The sequence below is a fragment of the Caldisphaera sp. genome (assembly GCF_049974385.1).
In the GTDB taxonomy this organism is placed as follows: Archaea; Thermoproteota; Thermoprotei_A; order Sulfolobales; family Acidilobaceae; genus Caldisphaera.
Map to the genome: position 1 here is coordinate 1 of NZ_JBMFIW010000019.1, position 15,214 is coordinate 15,214.

16 protein-coding genes are annotated in these 15,214 nt (G+C 30.3%); 12 read left to right on the top strand and 4 right to left on the bottom strand.

Annotation, left to right across the window (positions count from 1 at the left end; genetic code table 11):
• The 3 genes from ACP5GV_RS05860 to ACP5GV_RS05870 form a co-directional block, all read right to left on the bottom strand.
• The coding region (locus tag ACP5GV_RS05860; protein ID WP_428102789.1) for a hypothetical protein at positions 1–458 on the bottom strand (458 nt) is incomplete at its 3' end.
• Positions 459–732: 274 nt separating this feature from the next.
• Entirely contained in the window at positions 733–1,068 is a 336-nt protein-coding gene (locus ACP5GV_RS05865) for a tryptophan synthase subunit alpha (protein ID WP_428102791.1), read from the bottom strand.
• Complete coding sequence (locus ACP5GV_RS05870; RefSeq protein WP_428068142.1) at positions 1,068–2,336, bottom strand: TrpB-like pyridoxal-phosphate dependent enzyme; 1,269 nt, start codon at positions 2,334–2,336, stop codon at positions 1,068–1,070. The genes ACP5GV_RS05865 and ACP5GV_RS05870 overlap by 1 nt, the downstream gene beginning before the upstream one ends.
• Before the next feature lie 157 nt (positions 2,337–2,493).
• On the opposite strand from ACP5GV_RS05870, the gene ACP5GV_RS05875 reads away from it, so the two are divergent.
• Genes ACP5GV_RS05875 through ACP5GV_RS05920 form a run of 10 tightly spaced genes read left to right on the top strand, consistent with a single transcriptional unit; the run spans position 2,494 to position 11,643 of the window.
• A complete protein-coding gene (locus tag ACP5GV_RS05875; RefSeq protein ID WP_428068144.1) occupies positions 2,494–3,276 on the top strand; it encodes a thiamine pyrophosphate-dependent enzyme in 783 nt (260 codons plus the stop codon).
• Positions 3,273–4,211 (top strand): transketolase family protein, encoded by a 939-nt coding sequence (locus ACP5GV_RS05880; protein ID WP_292319055.1) that lies wholly within the window; start codon positions 3,273–3,275, stop codon positions 4,209–4,211. Before ACP5GV_RS05875 ends, ACP5GV_RS05880 begins: the two co-directional genes overlap by 4 nt.
• Positions 4,201–4,995 carry a 3-deoxy-7-phosphoheptulonate synthase gene (gene aroF / locus ACP5GV_RS05885; RefSeq protein WP_428068146.1) on the top strand — a complete coding sequence of 265 codons (795 nt, stop codon included), beginning with the start codon at positions 4,201–4,203 and terminating at the stop codon, positions 4,993–4,995. Before ACP5GV_RS05880 ends, aroF begins: the two co-directional genes overlap by 11 nt.
• Positions 4,995–6,035 carry a 3-dehydroquinate synthase gene (gene aroB, locus ACP5GV_RS05890; protein ID WP_428089794.1) on the top strand — a complete coding sequence of 347 codons (1,041 nt, stop codon included), beginning with the start codon at positions 4,995–4,997 and terminating at the stop codon, positions 6,033–6,035. The genes aroF and aroB overlap by 1 nt, the downstream gene beginning before the upstream one ends.
• Positions 6,023–6,772: a shikimate dehydrogenase family protein gene (locus tag ACP5GV_RS05895; RefSeq protein ID WP_428068150.1), complete on the top strand. Its 750-nt coding sequence runs from the start codon at positions 6,023–6,025 to the stop codon at positions 6,770–6,772. Before aroB ends, ACP5GV_RS05895 begins: the two co-directional genes overlap by 13 nt.
• The gene (aroC, locus tag ACP5GV_RS05900; protein ID WP_428089789.1) at positions 6,741–7,892 is read left to right on the top strand and encodes a chorismate synthase; all 1,152 of its coding nucleotides are present in this window, start codon (positions 6,741–6,743) and stop codon (positions 7,890–7,892) included. The genes ACP5GV_RS05895 and aroC overlap by 32 nt, the downstream gene beginning before the upstream one ends.
• Positions 7,862–8,635 (top strand): shikimate kinase, encoded by a 774-nt coding sequence (locus tag ACP5GV_RS05905; RefSeq protein WP_292319060.1) that lies wholly within the window; start codon positions 7,862–7,864, stop codon positions 8,633–8,635. The genes aroC and ACP5GV_RS05905 overlap by 31 nt, the downstream gene beginning before the upstream one ends.
• Entirely contained in the window at positions 8,632–9,858 is a 1,227-nt protein-coding gene (locus tag ACP5GV_RS05910) for a 3-phosphoshikimate 1-carboxyvinyltransferase (RefSeq protein WP_428068154.1), read from the top strand. The genes ACP5GV_RS05905 and ACP5GV_RS05910 overlap by 4 nt, the downstream gene beginning before the upstream one ends.
• A complete protein-coding gene (locus ACP5GV_RS05915) occupies positions 9,851–10,471 on the top strand; it encodes a type I 3-dehydroquinate dehydratase (RefSeq protein ID WP_428068156.1) in 621 nt (206 codons plus the stop codon). Before ACP5GV_RS05910 ends, ACP5GV_RS05915 begins: the two co-directional genes overlap by 8 nt.
• A gap of 47 nt (positions 10,472–10,518) precedes the next feature.
• Complete coding sequence (locus tag ACP5GV_RS05920; RefSeq protein ID WP_428068158.1) at positions 10,519–11,643, top strand: MFS transporter; 1,125 nt, start codon at positions 10,519–10,521, stop codon at positions 11,641–11,643.
• Positions 11,644–11,655: 12 nt separating this feature from the next.
• Here ACP5GV_RS05920 and ACP5GV_RS05925 read toward each other — a convergent pair whose 3' ends face one another.
• Positions 11,656–12,795: an alkaline phosphatase family protein gene (locus tag ACP5GV_RS05925; protein ID WP_428102794.1), complete on the bottom strand. Its 1,140-nt coding sequence runs from the start codon at positions 12,793–12,795 to the stop codon at positions 11,656–11,658.
• A 255-nt stretch (positions 12,796–13,050) separates the two neighbouring features.
• Between ACP5GV_RS05925 and ACP5GV_RS05930 the strand changes: the two genes are divergently transcribed.
• Both ACP5GV_RS05930 and asd read left to right on the top strand, forming a co-directional pair.
• Positions 13,051–14,151, top strand: a complete 1,101-nt coding sequence (locus tag ACP5GV_RS05930; protein ID WP_428102796.1) for a hypothetical protein — start codon at positions 13,051–13,053, stop codon at positions 14,149–14,151.
• A complete protein-coding gene (gene asd, locus ACP5GV_RS05935; protein ID WP_428102799.1) occupies positions 14,148–15,212 on the top strand; it encodes an aspartate-semialdehyde dehydrogenase family protein in 1,065 nt (354 codons plus the stop codon). The genes ACP5GV_RS05930 and asd overlap by 4 nt, the downstream gene beginning before the upstream one ends.
• The last annotated feature ends 2 nt before the right edge of the window (positions 15,213–15,214 follow it).

A 15,214-nucleotide genomic window follows, 5' to 3' on the forward strand; every position in this document is an offset into this window, starting at 1 on the left:
CCTGCATAATAATAATTTGTGCTTGGTAAATTATTTAGACAAACATTACCTGATGGAGGTAATCCACTTATGTTAAGTAAAATATAACGATAAGTTTCAGTGTAATATTGAAGACCAACTCTTGGATAATATTTTTGATAAGTACAAGTATATTCAACTGGAATTCCAACATAATATCCAGAACTACATCCCGGCCCTGGCCCCGACAAACAATCAGCCCATCCATATTCAAACATAACTATAGGATAATCTAATGGTAAACAAGTATTTCCTCCAACGTTGAGTATATCACTTGCATTATCTGTACCTGGATTTCCAGCTACGTATGAAAGAGCAACCGCAGCTGAAACTAATGGTTTAACATGTGCGTTGCTGTCATACCATGGAATTCCAGAGAAATATGTAAAAATATTTAATCCATTTCCACTAAATATTGATGATTTAAAGAACTCATACAATAAATAATGATGAAATTAAAATATAATTTCCTTGCCAGGTTCCATCTAATATTTCTGAACCCGCCATTAGATCTACGTAGAAGGGGCGAAAGCTTGTTGCTCATATTGTTATTTAGTTTACTCAGATTTTAGACTTTGTCCAAGCTCATAATCAGCCGAAGCCCTCATTTTATTTAGCATAATATAAGCTTCCGCGGTGAGCAATCCATATAAACAGCTGCAAGGTTAATTAGTTTCTTCCTATTGATACTGAGATACCCTTGGATACATTTTGTTATACTGATAAGAAATTTGTAGAACCATTAAATTTATCTCTTATAATATTTAGAAATGAATCAAAATCATTTATTTGGTCTTCTAAATATGTTAATGCAATTAATTTTTTAATATTAGGTAATTTTTTAAGTAAATCAATAAAATCGATTTTTTCATCAAAAACCTTTTTATAACTTCTTCTAATAGTTGGTCCATCATATTTTGCATATTTTGTTGGTATACCAATTTCATAGATATCACAACCTTCTTTTTGGGATTTGTTGATGAATTCTATGAATTCTTCATCGTTTGGGTATCCTAAAGTCATATAACAAACTAGGCATCTATAACCCATTAGGACCACCTCTCCATCATGGATTCATAGTTAGTTAAATCCAATAAGCCATGACCGCTTAAATTAAACACTATTGTTTTCTTTTCATTGTTTTTCTTTAATTCCAAAGATTTCTCAATAACAGCCTTAATCGCGTGAGCCGATTCAGGTGCTGGAACTATACCCTGAGTCTTAGCAAATATTTTTGCTGCCTCGTAAATCTCTTTTTCACTATATTCTTTCCACTTCACTATGCCTTCTCTAATTAACATGCTTAAAGATGGCGCTACTCCATGATATCTAAGCCCACCTGAATATATGGGAGGTGGTACATAGTTGTTCCCTAAAGTTATCATTTTTATCAATGGCAAAAGACCTGCAGTATCAGCAAAATCATATTTATATTCTCCTTTACTGAACTTAGGAATTTCCTTTGATCCAACGGCTATGAATTCTTCCCCAATTTTGTTCCCTATAAACGGGAATGCGAATCCTCCAAAATTACTTCCTCCACCTACACACCCAATTAATATATCAGGACTTTCTCCTATTAGATTCAATTGATTTATTGCTTCTAGACCAATAATGCTTTGGTGCAGTATAGCAACATCTAATACACTACCCACAAGGTATTTGAACTTATTTTTTAAGGCAAATTCTATTGCCTCACTCATAGCAATACCTAAGGATCCTGGATGATCATGATTTTCTTTGATTGTCTTTTTACCCACCTCTGTTAAGTCAGAAGGACTCGGATATACGTGTGCCCCGTAAAGTTTCATAATTGTTTTTCTCATTGGTTTTTGATTATAGCTGACTTTTACCATAAATATGCTTGATTCAATATTGAAAAGTGAAGAAGAAAATGCAACCGCTGTTCCCCATTGTCCAGCGCCAGTTTCTGTCACTACATGAGTAATGCCTTCTTCTAGTGAAAAATAAGATTGTGCCAACGCAGTGTTTATTTTATGAGATCCTGTTGGTGTTGCCCCTTCGTATTTGAAATATATTTTAGCTGGAGTGTTAAGATATTTTTCTAATCCTTTAGCTCTCATCAGAGGTGTAGGCCTGCCTAATATTTCGTATTTCTCTTTTAATTCGTCAGGTATTTTAACAAATCTTTCTACAGTAAATTGCTGTCTTAATACTTCTTTTGGCATTATTTCCCTTAACAGCTCAATCCTCGAGAAATCAGAACTAGGGGGATCACGAGGAGGTGATAAAGGCTTAGGAAGGTCCGGTATTATATTATACCAAACCTTAGGAACTATCTCCTCATTATCTACCATTGGCGCACTATAACCACCTAAGATTTACCTAATTATACTTATATATAAATTTTTCACTATATTTAATTTAATAAATAACACTAAATTAAATCAAGATAAAAGTTTAAATAGTGGGATATATTATATTTAGTTTTGAGGTGGAGTTGATGGAATTCCAATGGGGCGAGGGTATGATGCCCAGCCAATATTAAACAGTGGGGATAAGCCTTGTTCTTCTCCTAGCTTGGAAAATGTTTATGAATTGTTAATAAAGAAAAAAATTAATGCTAGCAATAATTTAAACGAATTCCTTAAAAAAATAAATAATTACCATGCCGAATCGTCTAAATCTGTTTTAAACATATTGATAACTCTTTATAATTACTGGGTTCCAAAAGGAATCGATCTCGGCATAAAAAGGTCCATAATACTTAGTAAAGGACACGCTTCTCCAGCTCTTTACGTTTTACTTTCGCAAAATAATGAAATTGAAGAGGAAGAACTAGAAAGCTTTGCAATGCCGAATTCACGCTTACAGTCCCATCCAGAAGGAGGTAAAATTCCTGGTATATTGTTTTCAACAGGCTCATTAGGGCAAGGTCTCTCAGTTGCAAATGGTATAGCATTTGCTGCTAAACTGAATAGGGAAAGAAAAGAAATAGCAGTTATCTTAGGTGATGGAGAACTCGATGAAGGACAAATATGGGAATCCATATCTACTTCATTTTCATTAAAAATAGATAATGTTTTAGCTATAATAGATAGAAACGGCTTTCAGTTATCTGGACCAACGGAAGAAATAAAAATAAAAGAATCTATAAAGAAGAAATTTGAAGCATTTGGCTGGTACGCACTAGAAGTAAGGAATGATATAAAGGAATTAATCATTGCTTTAGATATGTTATCAGAAATAAACGGAATTCCTAAGGCTTTAATAGTTAAAGGTGATATACAAAGTTGAACCTAAATTATAGCTATAGAGACTCATTTGGTAAAGCATTAGTTAAAGTAGGAGAAAAAAAGAAAGAGGTAATTGTTGTTGATTCTGACGTATCTAAGTCTACATATACAAAGTATTTTGCTGAAAAATTTCCAAATAGGTTCGTATCTGTTGGAATTAGCGAGCAAGATCTTATAGGTTTTTCTTCAGGACTCGCTTTAGGCGGGAAAATACCTATTGCTGTTGCATTTTCAATGTTTTTAATGAGAGCATGGGAACAAATAAGAAACACTATTGCAAGGGATAATTTAAACGTAAAAATAGTTGGAACTCATTCGGGTTTATCTGATTTTTTAGATGGATCTTCACATCAAGCAATAGAAGATATATCCTTAATTAGAATATTGCCCAATTTTACTGTTTTATCACCTTCAGATATAATTGCAACTGAAAAACTTGTTTACGAAATGGTAGACCATTATGGACCAGTATATATGAGAATCGGTAGAGACAATTCACCGAAAATTTATGATGAAAGTGAGGAGTTCAGAATAGGTAAATCTAAAGTACTAATGGAAGGAGAAGATATTTTAATAGTTTCATATGGACCTATGGTTGCCATTTCACAAGAAGTAGCTAATTCATTAAATAAAAAAGGTTTTAGCATATCATTAATAGATCTTTATTCTATAAAACCATTTGATGAACAAACTGTTATAAAGTATTCGAAAAAAGCAAATCATGTTGTTGTTATAGAAGAGCACAACGTTAACGGAGGAGTAGGCGATATGATATCTTCTTTTTTGTCTTCCAGAATACCTAGAAAGGTTACTAAAATAGGAATAGAAGATTCTTTTGGAACTTCCGGTAGAAGCTATTTTGAATTAATTGAATTTTTTAAATTAACTCCTAAATTTATTGAAGATAAATTAAAGGTGATGCGTGATGAATTATAAGCTAGTTAGCAAAGAATATAGGGAAAAAACTTTAGTTAAAGTAGGTAATGTAGTTGTCGGAGAGAAGCCTGTGATAATAGCAGGTCCATGTGCTGTAGAAAACAGAGAGCAAATTATTAAAACAGCTTTTTTTGTTAAGGAAAATGGAGCAAAAATTTTGAGAGGGGGAGCATATAAACCCAGAACATCGCCGTATAGCTTTCAAGGTTTAGGTGAACAAGGTCTAAAGCTTTTAAGAGAAGCATCGGATGAGGCAAAAATACCTTTTGTAACAGAAATAATGGATATAGAGCATATAAAGATTGTTTCTGAGTATGCTGATGCTCTTCAAGTGGGTGCAAGAAATATGCAAAACTATTCATTATTGAAAGAGTTGGGGAAAATTGATAAGCCGATTTTCTTAAAGAGAGGATTTGGCAACACTGTTGAGGAGCTCTTACAATCTGCAGAATACATATTAAATGGAGGAAACGAACAGGTAGTATTAGTTGAGAGGGGAATAAGAACATTCGAATCATCAACTAGATTCACTTTAGATATAGCAGCCGTACCTGTATTAAAGGGCCTAACGCATTTACCAGTTATAGTAGATCCAAGTCATGCAGCTGGTAAAAGGGTTTTAGTTCCTCCATTAGCAAAAGCTGGCATAGCAGTAGGTTCTGATGGATTAATGATAGAGGTCCATCCAGAACCAGATAAAGCTTTATCAGATGGCCCTCAGCAGCTTACTTTTGATATGTTTAAGCAATTAATGGACGACATAAAGAAAATAACGGTGATTTAATGATATTTAATATAAATGGAAATGAAGTAAATATTTTGATAGGAGATAATATATTAAATAAATTTGATCAAGAGAAAAAGTATTTTATAATATATCAGGATTCATTATCAAACGAACTAAATAAAATCGTATCTAATTTGAAATATTATGATATTTATAAAGCACCTGATGGAGAAAGGGCCAAAGATATTAATGTTGTATTAGATATAATAAAGAAAATGGTAAAAAAAGGGTATACAAGAAAAGATGCTATAATATCATTGGGAGGAGGAACTATTTCTGATTTAGCTGGTTTTGTTGCATCTATTTATATGAGGGGAATCGACCTTATTAATATACCGACAACACTCTTATCAATGGTAGACGCATCTATAGGAGGAAAAAATGGTGTAAATTTTGAAGGAATTAAGAATGTTATTGGTACATTTTATCAGCCCAAAATAATAATAAACGATATATCGTTTTTGAGAACTTTACCTAAAGAAGAAGTATTGAATGGCATGGGAGAAGTGATAAAATATTCTGTTACTATGGATAAAAATCTTTATAATTATTTAATAGACAATAAAGATAATATACTAAACTTAAATAAAGAGTCCTTAATTTTTATTATAGAATCGTCTATAAAAGATAAAATGAAAATAGTTATTAATGATGAAAAGGAAACAAATGGATTGAGGACTGTTCTAAACTTTGGACATACTATAGGTCATGCAATAGAATCTGGAAGCGAGTTTAAAATTAAACACGGTTTCGCAGTATCTTATGGTATGATTTGTGAAACTCAAATAGGAATTAATGAAAGAATTATTAACGAAGATGTTTATTACGCTATAAAGAATGTTGTTGATTTGTATAAAATAAAAATAGATTTGAATAATATAAATATAAATAAAGCTTTGGAATCTTTAGGAAAAGATAAGAAGAGATTGAATAATAGAAAAATTATGATTCCTTTACCTGTTAGAATTGGAGAATTTGAGATATTTATGTTGGATTTAGATATAATTGAGAAGGGATTTATAAGATGTCTAAATTAAGCCTTGGCTTATTGGGAGAAAATATTAGTAAAAGTCCTTCTCCAATCCTTCACAATTTCATTTATAATTATTTTAATATAGAAGCTGAATATAAATTATATGAAATAAAAAGGGAAAGTTTCCATGAAAAAATTAATTACATAATTAAAAATAACTATGGACTAAATGTTACGATGCCATACAAAGAATTAATAATAAAATATACAAAAGAAGTTTCAGATGATGCCAAAAAAATTGGAGCAATAAACACTATTAAAGGTGATATTGGATATAACACAGATTATCTTGCTTTCAAAAAAATGCTATCTCAATATGATATAAAAACTTGTTTAATTATGGGTGCAGGAGGATCCGCAAGGGCAGCATCTTTTGCAGTTTCTGAATTAGATCCTGACATTATTCTAATATATAATAGAACCATAGAAAGGGCTATGAATTTGATAAATGATCTCAAAAAAATTGGCACCAATGCAACATATATACAAAGTTTAAATGGAATAGAAGTAGATGCATTAATAAATACAATTCCTGTTGATCTAGACTTTAATATTAAATCGAAAACTATTTATGTTGATCTAGTTTATACGAGAAAAATTAAAAAAATTTCACAAAATATAATTGATGGCATTGATTTCTTAATAGAACAGGGTCTGTTATCTGATGAAATATGGTTTAATATTAAAGCAGATGAAGAGGTTAAGAAATATGTCGGGAAACTCGTTAGGAAATCTTTTTAGAATAACTACCTTTGGTGAAAGCCACGGTAAAGCAATAGGTGTAGTCATAGATGGTGTTCCAGCAGGTTTAAAATTAAGTGAAGAAGATATATATTTTGAACTAAAATATAGAAAACCTGGAAATAAATATGTTTCAACAAGAAAAGAGGAAGATAAACCACAGATTTTAAGCGGGATATTTAACGGCAAAACAACTGGAATGCCTATAGCAATACTTATAGAAAATAAAGATGCAATGCCGATACATTATGAAGAAATCAAACATAAGCCAAGACCCGGGCATGCAGATCTACCATTTATTGAAAAATATGGATATGAAAACTGGGACTATAGAGGTGGCGGTAGGAGCTCTGCTAGAGAAACCGTAGCAAGGGTTGCAGCAGGTGCCATTGCTAAGAAACTTCTATTGCTTTATAATACAATGGTTGCAGGTTATATTAAAGCGTCTGCAGATTTATTTATAGAAGGAACACCAAATTTTGATGATATTCTTTGTTCAAGAGAAAGCGAAGTTAGAACTATAAAAAGAGAAGAAAATAAGTTTAAGGAAATAATTGAAAAAGTAAGAAGAGAAGGAGATAGTATAGGAGGGCTTGTAGAAATAATTGTAAAAAATCCGCCTAAAACATTGGGTGAACCTGTTTTCAATAAACTTAAAGCCGATCTTGCAAAAGCATTATTGTCTATACCAGGAGTTGTTGGGTTTGAATATGGAATAGGATTCAATTCTTATAAACTTAAGGGTAGTGAAGTAATGGATGAAATATATTATGATGGAGAATTTAGGTTTAGAAAAAACGTTTCTGGAGGCATCTTAGGAGGTATATCTACAGGTGAAGACATAATATTAAGAGTAGCGTTTAAGCCAACTAGCTCTATAAATAAAGAACAGAAAACAGTAGACTTGTTGGATAATCTAAAACCAACTACGTTATCAATAATCGGAAGACATGATCCATGCATAGCTATTAGAGGTGTTTCAGTAGCAGAATCGATGGTGGCCTTAACTTTAGTTGATCATTCTATGCTATCTGGTATAATACCTAGGGTTAGATTAACAGATCAGCAAAGTGAAATTATAGAAAAGAGGTGGTCAGAATTCAAGAAGAAATGCATATAGCTTATGCAGGTGTTTCTATAGTTAATGCTATTCCTTGCGGAAGAGGAGCTGTAATACCTATTAATTTGAAAGCATATGCCAAAGAAGGAAGTAAAAATAGGGATTCTCCTTTAATAAGTGCCATTGAAGATTATTTATATAAAAAATATAATTTGAAAACAACCTTTCAAATTTTCTCTGAAATACCAGAAGGTGTAGGTTTAAAGAGCAGTAGTGCTGTTTCTGTTGCTATATTATCATCTATTGAAGAAAAAACGAAAGTATATCCTCCGCTCTTGTCTGCAATTATAACAAAAGAATATGGCCTTTCAATCACAGGAGCATTTGATGACGCAGTCTCTAGCTATGAAGGAAAAATTAGTTTTACAGATAACTTGAATTTAAAAATATTAAAATTAATCGAAAATCCTTACGATTTAAATGTAATAATTGTAATAAAGGGGAGGAGGAATGAGTTAAATGTAAACTTAATGAGAGAAAATTGCAAATTCTTTGATGAGGCATTTAAAAGAGGTATTAATGGAGATATATTTGGGGCAATTAAAATTAATGGTTATCTTATGGCGAAAATAAACAATTATGAAACAGAAATTTTGGATTATATGATTAAAAAAGGTGCAATTGCTGCAGGTATTTCAGGCAATGGGCCATCATATTTTGGCCTAGTTAAGAAAGGGGAGGAAGGGCCTTTGCTAGATCACTTTGAAGGATTTAAAATAGTATTAACCCAGGTGGTAAAATGAAGGTTACGATATTACCTTCTATAATTAAAGGAGAATTGGAAGCTCCTAAATCAAAAAGCATAGCTATAAGAATATTATTTGGATCTTTGATAAATGACGTTTTATTGAAAGAAGAAATTCCTAAGTCTGATGATGTTATTTATGCATATCGATCTATTTTAAAAATGGGAGTTTTGCATGAAGAAAATAAGCTAAAAAAGCCTAATTCAATAAGCCTAAATAATTTTTTTTATGTTGGGGGATCAGGAACTGTTGCAAGAATTTTATCAGGGTTAGCAATTATATTGGGTGGAGAAACTGTAATAGATGGAGATCAAAGTTTAAGAAATAGACCTTTTGATGGGTTATTAAAAATTTCTAAGTTAACTGATTCTGAGGTTTCTAGTAATAGATTGCCAATCAAGATAAAAAGTAAGGGAAAGGTTAATTATATTGAATTGCCTGAGCTTGAAAGCTCTCAGTATGTTTCTGGTATAATCTATGGCATGGCTTTAAATGATGGAGGTATCATAAAAATAAAGGAAAAAATTCCGTCGTTATATTATATAATGTTAACTATTGATTTATTGAATAAAATGGGATGCGATATAAAGTTAGAAGAAAATGAAATACATATAGGCAAATGTACAAAAAATGCTTATGAAACATCATTTCCTGGAGATTATTTATTATCGTCATTTTATGCTGTTTCATCATTGTTAACCGGGGGGTTAACAATTATAAAAGGACTTTATGAGCTTCCAAAATACAATGGCGATCATGACATAGTAAAAATTTTAAATTATGCTAATATTAAATCAGAGGTTAAAGGTGATAAATGGATTGTTTATGGTAATGAGATTAATGGAGAAATAAATGTAGACGTTGAGAACACACCTGATATGGCTATGTCGTTAGCTCCCTTAGGGACTAAATTAAAAATTGAAATCAATGGGATAAGAAGATTAAGGATTAAAGAAAGCGACAGAATATTATCTATTAAAGATACCTTGGAAAAATTTGGCAATAATGTAAAAATTTATGATAATAAAATTATAATAAAGCCAGGTAAATTAAAAATGGCTGAGATTAATTGTAACAATGATCATAGGGTAGCTATGATGGCAGCTTCAATTTCATTTATTAAGGGAGGAATAATTAATAATGCTGAATGCATAAACAAAAGCGATCCGATGCATTGGGAAAGATATAAAAAATTAGGAGGAGAAATAAGAATTGAATAAACCATTGATAGTATTGTCTATACCATATGGTGATGTTAGTGAATATATTAATTCTGAAGCCGATTATATTGAAGTAAGGTTAGACTATAAGAAAAATTTAACAATATATGACATAGATGAGTTTTTAAAATATAAAGAAAAAGTAATTTTAACTATTAGGGATTCAAGTGAAGGAGGAATTTTTCCAATAAGAGATGATGCTAAACTAAACATATATAAAAAAATTTTTGATTATGGAATTAAGTATGACGTCGAAATGAGATTTTTGGAAAAGTATAAGATACCATACGAAGGCGAGATAGTTTCATCTCATTATTTAAATTCTTTGCCAGGTATAAATGAACTTATAGAAAAATATAAGAAACTTGACAATTTGTTTACAGCAAAGGTTGCAATTAAAAACATAAATGGATATAAGTCTATATTAGCAAAGTTCTTGGAAATAATAAACAATCCTACAGTAATTCCTATAGGAGCTCCTTGGTATGAGAGAATTTCATATTCATTGCTTGGTTCCAAACTTTTATATGTTTATGACAAAGTACAAACAGGGGAAGGCCAACCAAAGTTAAGTATAGCTGCTAAAATATTAAAAGAAATATTTAATGGCTAATTATTTATGTTTTTATTTTCATTAGTAATAATTTAGATGGGATTAAAATGAAATCAAATAAAAAACTAGTTTCATATTTGCTCATATTATTAATATCATTAACAGCTCAAATTCCTTTAACTACGTTAAGATTTGTTATACCTATATTTGCCCATAATGCAGGTGCATCAATTTTTATAATCGGCCTATTAGGAACAGTTTATGGCTCCATATATTTTGTTTTAGCATCGATATTTGGTAGGTATTCAGAAAAAATTGGGATTAAAAGAATGGCTTCTTTAGGCATGATATTATATTTAGTAATATCTCTTATTTATACGCAATTTAGGACTCCTTATGAATACTTATTAGGAAAAAGTCTTGAGGCAGTATCAATGGCTATGGTTTGGCCAGCCGTTGAGGGACTATCTTCTAAACTAGGTAACAAAAATAAAGAGAGCGCTTTACTTATGTATACATTTGGATGGAGTATTGGAGCTTCAATAGCTCCTTACATAGCTTCATTTCTGCTTATTTACAATGATTTGTATCCATTGTTCTTTTCATCTATTATTAGTCTCTTATCTTTTATTTTCATTATAATATCAAAGCCAGGCGAAGAAGGAGAAATCATAGAAGGTTTTGAGGGCTTTTCAATTGCTTTTAATATAGTTTTTCCTATGTTGATATACGGGTTCGATTCATCAATATTTTATAGTTTTTATAGTGTTTATGGGACAATATATAATTTTGGAAAGTATAGTACAGGTTTGATTGGAACTTTTTATGGTATTTTTCAAACAATAGCATTTATTATAAGCTGGTTAATTTCAAGGAGAATCAAGTCAGGTAAATTAATTGTTATTGGAACAATAATGAGCCTATTTGTTTTTCTTGTTTATTTATATCATACAGTTTTTATAAGTATTGTTTCATTTTCTATATTGGGATTCGGTATGGGGCTTGTTTATTATTCAGCATTAATAAACATATTTAGAACGTTTCATAAGGATGTTACATCTAAAACAGGTATATTTGAATCATCTATAGGGGTTGGTTATGTAATTGGTCCATTAGTTGCTGGCATACCTACAAGATTAGGTTATATTTTGCCATGGCTTGTTCTAGTGATGTTTTCATTTTTATTATTAATAATAGAAATTGTTGGTCATTTCAAGGGCAAACTTATGTAAAAATAACACCGACTAAATTTTAATTAAAGGCACGTAAATTTCTTCATATGTTAAACCGCTATGATTTCCTCTTAAGTTTAATCCTGGATCATTTTCCCTATATGTATATAGATATTTTGTTTCGTTATCCTTTGCTATACCTAAATAATCTCCCATATTATTATTTAATACATATTCATCTACTTTGCCTAATAATTTTTTATCTATTATCTCATTTTTATCTAGAACCATTAGATTGTATTTTTCTTCTAAATAATTCTTTATATTGTTTCTTGTTTTAAACCATATAGCCCTTGAATCTCCATAGGGAGGTATTTCTAGCATATCTATTAATTCTTTATCTTGATTCCAGACAATAGTTTTCTTAACAGTAATTTGTCCATGATCTGCAAATATTATAAACGTATAGTTTTTAAATTTATAAGCTACTTTTAATATGTTTTCTAAAACATATTTAGTATCATAGATTATGAATTCTTGGTATTCATTATTATAGCCATAAGAATGACCCAAATGATCAGGACTATCATAATAAACGAAGATACCATCGTATTGATAAGAGTTAAGCGCTTTAACTAAATTAATTATCATATCTGTTGAATTATGGTAACCGTTTAAAGAAATTAAATCAGGTCTCTTTAAATCTTTATGAAAAGTATTTGTAAACTCAGTATTCGAAATGCTATTGTGAACTATAGATAATATTTTTTTATCAGTTTCATAAAGCCAAGGTCTTACAGGAAAGGCTTGATTATATGGCATATATTGTTTCAGGCTATCGCTAATAGATTCCCCCACATAATTATATCTCAAAGTATTTATTATACCTCCCAGTTTTTTGTTAAACATAGTATAACCTAATATTCCGTGTTCTCCTGGAGATTGTGCAGTAAATATAGTTGATGTAACTGAGGATGTAGTTGAAGGAAAAATCGTTTTTATTTGCTCAACTTCTCCATTAATTTCTATATTTATTTTTTTGAAGAGATCCCATCCTAATCCATCTAGAAATATAAAAACTAGCTTGTTCCCTTGGAATTCCATTGGATTAACTAGACAACTCCTTTTTACATTAAAAAATTTCGCTAATCCACATGCCAATCCATATATTGTTTTGTTTGTTTCATAGTCAGGGTAAACTAGTCCTTCCATAATATCCCCAGTATTAAGGATTTATGGGAAATTTAAGCTGTTATATTTAAATTAGGTAGCTATTAACATTTATTAATAAAAATTTATATACTTGTATAAGAACGTGGGAATTAAGAGGTGGGGATGATGAAACACCAAACAAAAATGTTGGATGTATAGTATATTGTATTCTAAGTATTTTAAACGTTTTTGTTAATCTGTTAAAACAAGTAGTTCTGCTTAATATAAAGTTAATTTGTAGTAAAGGTGGTTTATATGAAAATAAGTATTTTTAAAATAGGAGGATCTATTTTAAGCTCAAAGAATTCTTATATAAATATATCAAGTTATATTAAAGATTACTTAGAAAAAAACGATGAAAATCTGTTTATAGTTGTATCAGCTATAAAAGGAGCAACTGATCTGCTTATAGATTATTGCGATAAAGGTAATGAAGATTCTTTAAAAAAATTCGTTATTTTATATGAACAAATATCCTCTTCTTTTGATAATAAAAATTTAATTAATGAGATAAAAGAGAGAATAGACAAGCTTATGAAGATTACCAATGAAGCGAACGTAAATATTGCTTTAAAGGATTACATAGTTTCTTATGGAGAAAAATTAAGTAAAATAATAATGAAATACGCTTTAAACTATAATGACATAGACGTGGAAACTCTTGATGCAGATAAAATTATTATAACTAATAATAATTATGGAGATGCTTCAATTGATTTAATTGAAACAAAAAAAGCTTTGGATAAAATTAAAATTAACAAAAAAGTGTTTTTAATTGAAGGTTTTATAGGAAGATCTTATGATAATAATGTAACAACATTGGGTAGAGGCGGATCTGATTATACTGCATCTTCGTTAGCATATTTGTTAAATGCTGAAAAGCTTTATTTGGTTACAGACGTGCCTGGAATTTTTTCTAGTGATCCAAAAATCGTAAAAAATCCAAAAATTGTAAAGAGATTAAGTTTCGAGGAAGCCATAGAGGCTTCAAAATACAAAGTAAAGGGTATAAACTACAAGACTTTTTATCCTTTACTAAAAACAAATGTCAATGTATATGTAGGTATGCCAAATAATTATAATACATTAATAAATAATAACACTTATTATAACGGATATGCTAAGCTCATAGGCTATAAAGAAAATGGAATCGATAAGCTAGTTGGTTTAATTGGAGAGGGCATGAATAAGGAAGACATTATAAATAAAGTTAATGAAATGCTTAAAAATAAATATGATGAATTAATTATAGATAAAAATGATACGAGACCATCTCTTTCAATTTATATTAAAAATTATAACTTTTATGAACTGTTAAATTCTATTCATGATAAGTTTATAGGTGATTATAAATGAAATTAAATGCAATAGTTGTTGGCTCAACTGGTTTAGTTGGACAAAGGTTGGTATATTATTTAACAAACCATCCATGGTTTAAATTAATTGGTTTAACTGCATCAAAAGAGAGATCCGGTAAAAAGTATATGGATGCTGTAAAATGGAGCTTAGAAAATGAAATGCCAAAAGAAGTCAAAGATATGATAGTCTATGATACCGATATTGATTTAATAACTTCTCTTAAACCTGACGTAATTTTCACTGCATTACCTTCTAATATGTCTCAGTTTTATGATATAGAGTTAGTAAAAAGAGGTTTTTTGGTTATTTCTCACGCTAGCAACAATAGGATGGAACCAGATATACCATTGCTTAACCCAGAAGTAAATGCGGATCATATATTTGTATCAAAACTTCAAAAGGAGAGATGGAAAGGTAGATTGTTCAAAGTACCTAACTGTGTTACGTCTATATTAACTCTTGCTTTAAAGCCAATTTATGATGATTTTGGAATTCAACAAGTTTTTGTTTCAACTATGCAAGCTTTATCAGGTGCTGGACTTAATGGTGTTCCCTCGATGGCAATACTTGACAATATAATACCATATATTGAGCATGAAGAAGAAAAGATAGAGAATGAGAGTTTAAAGATATTCGGTTATATAACTCCAAAAGGTATAAAATTAAATGATAAATTTTATGTATCTCCATCAGTTCATAGAGTAAATGTTTTAGAAGGTCATTTAGAAAGCGTGTTCATAAAAACAGAAAAAGAGGTCGACATCGATGATATAAAGAAGGCCCTAACGGAATTTAAAGAAAATAAAATAAAGAATTTTGACTTGCCATCAAAACCAAAAAATCCAATTATTGTTAGAGAGGAAGTTGATAGACCTCAACCAAGATTAGATAGAAACGAAGGTAATGGAATGAGTGTAGTTGTTGGAAGAATTAGAAAAGATAAGAAAAATTGGATTAAGTTTAATGTCTTAGGTCATAATACTATAAGAGGCGCAGCAGGAAATGGGGTTTTGATTGCCGAAACCTTATTAAAGAACATTGATTCATTAGATATTTAAAT

Bases quoted from the DNA above. Each gene is read 5' to 3' on its own strand.
- aroC (WP_428089789.1), top strand. From the start codon at position 6,741: ATGTCGGGAAACTCGTTAGGAAATCTTTTTAGAATAACTACCTTTGGT.
- aroF (WP_428068146.1), top strand. From the start codon at position 4,201: ATGAATTATAAGCTAGTTAGCAAAGAATATAGGGAAAAAACTTTAGTT.
- ACP5GV_RS05920 (WP_428068158.1), top strand. From the start codon at position 10,519: ATGAAATCAAATAAAAAACTAGTTTCATATTTGCTCATATTATTAATA.
- asd (WP_428102799.1), top strand. From the start codon at position 14,148: ATGAAATTAAATGCAATAGTTGTTGGCTCAACTGGTTTAGTTGGACAA.
- ACP5GV_RS05865 (WP_428102791.1), bottom strand. From the start codon at position 1,068: ATGGGTTATAGATGCCTAGTTTGTTATATGACTTTAGGATACCCAAAC.
- ACP5GV_RS05910 (WP_428068154.1), top strand. From the start codon at position 8,632: ATGAAGGTTACGATATTACCTTCTATAATTAAAGGAGAATTGGAAGCT.
- aroB (WP_428089794.1), top strand. From the start codon at position 4,995: ATGATATTTAATATAAATGGAAATGAAGTAAATATTTTGATAGGAGAT.
- ACP5GV_RS05875 (WP_428068144.1), top strand. From the start codon at position 2,494: ATGGGGCGAGGGTATGATGCCCAGCCAATATTAAACAGTGGGGATAAG.
- ACP5GV_RS05870 (WP_428068142.1), bottom strand. From the start codon at position 2,336: ATGGTAGATAATGAGGAGATAGTTCCTAAGGTTTGGTATAATATAATA.
- ACP5GV_RS05930 (WP_428102796.1), top strand. From the start codon at position 13,051: ATGAAAATAAGTATTTTTAAAATAGGAGGATCTATTTTAAGCTCAAAG.
- ACP5GV_RS05895 (WP_428068150.1), top strand. From the start codon at position 6,023: ATGTCTAAATTAAGCCTTGGCTTATTGGGAGAAAATATTAGTAAAAGT.
- ACP5GV_RS05925 (WP_428102794.1), bottom strand. From the start codon at position 12,795: ATGGAAGGACTAGTTTACCCTGACTATGAAACAAACAAAACAATATAT.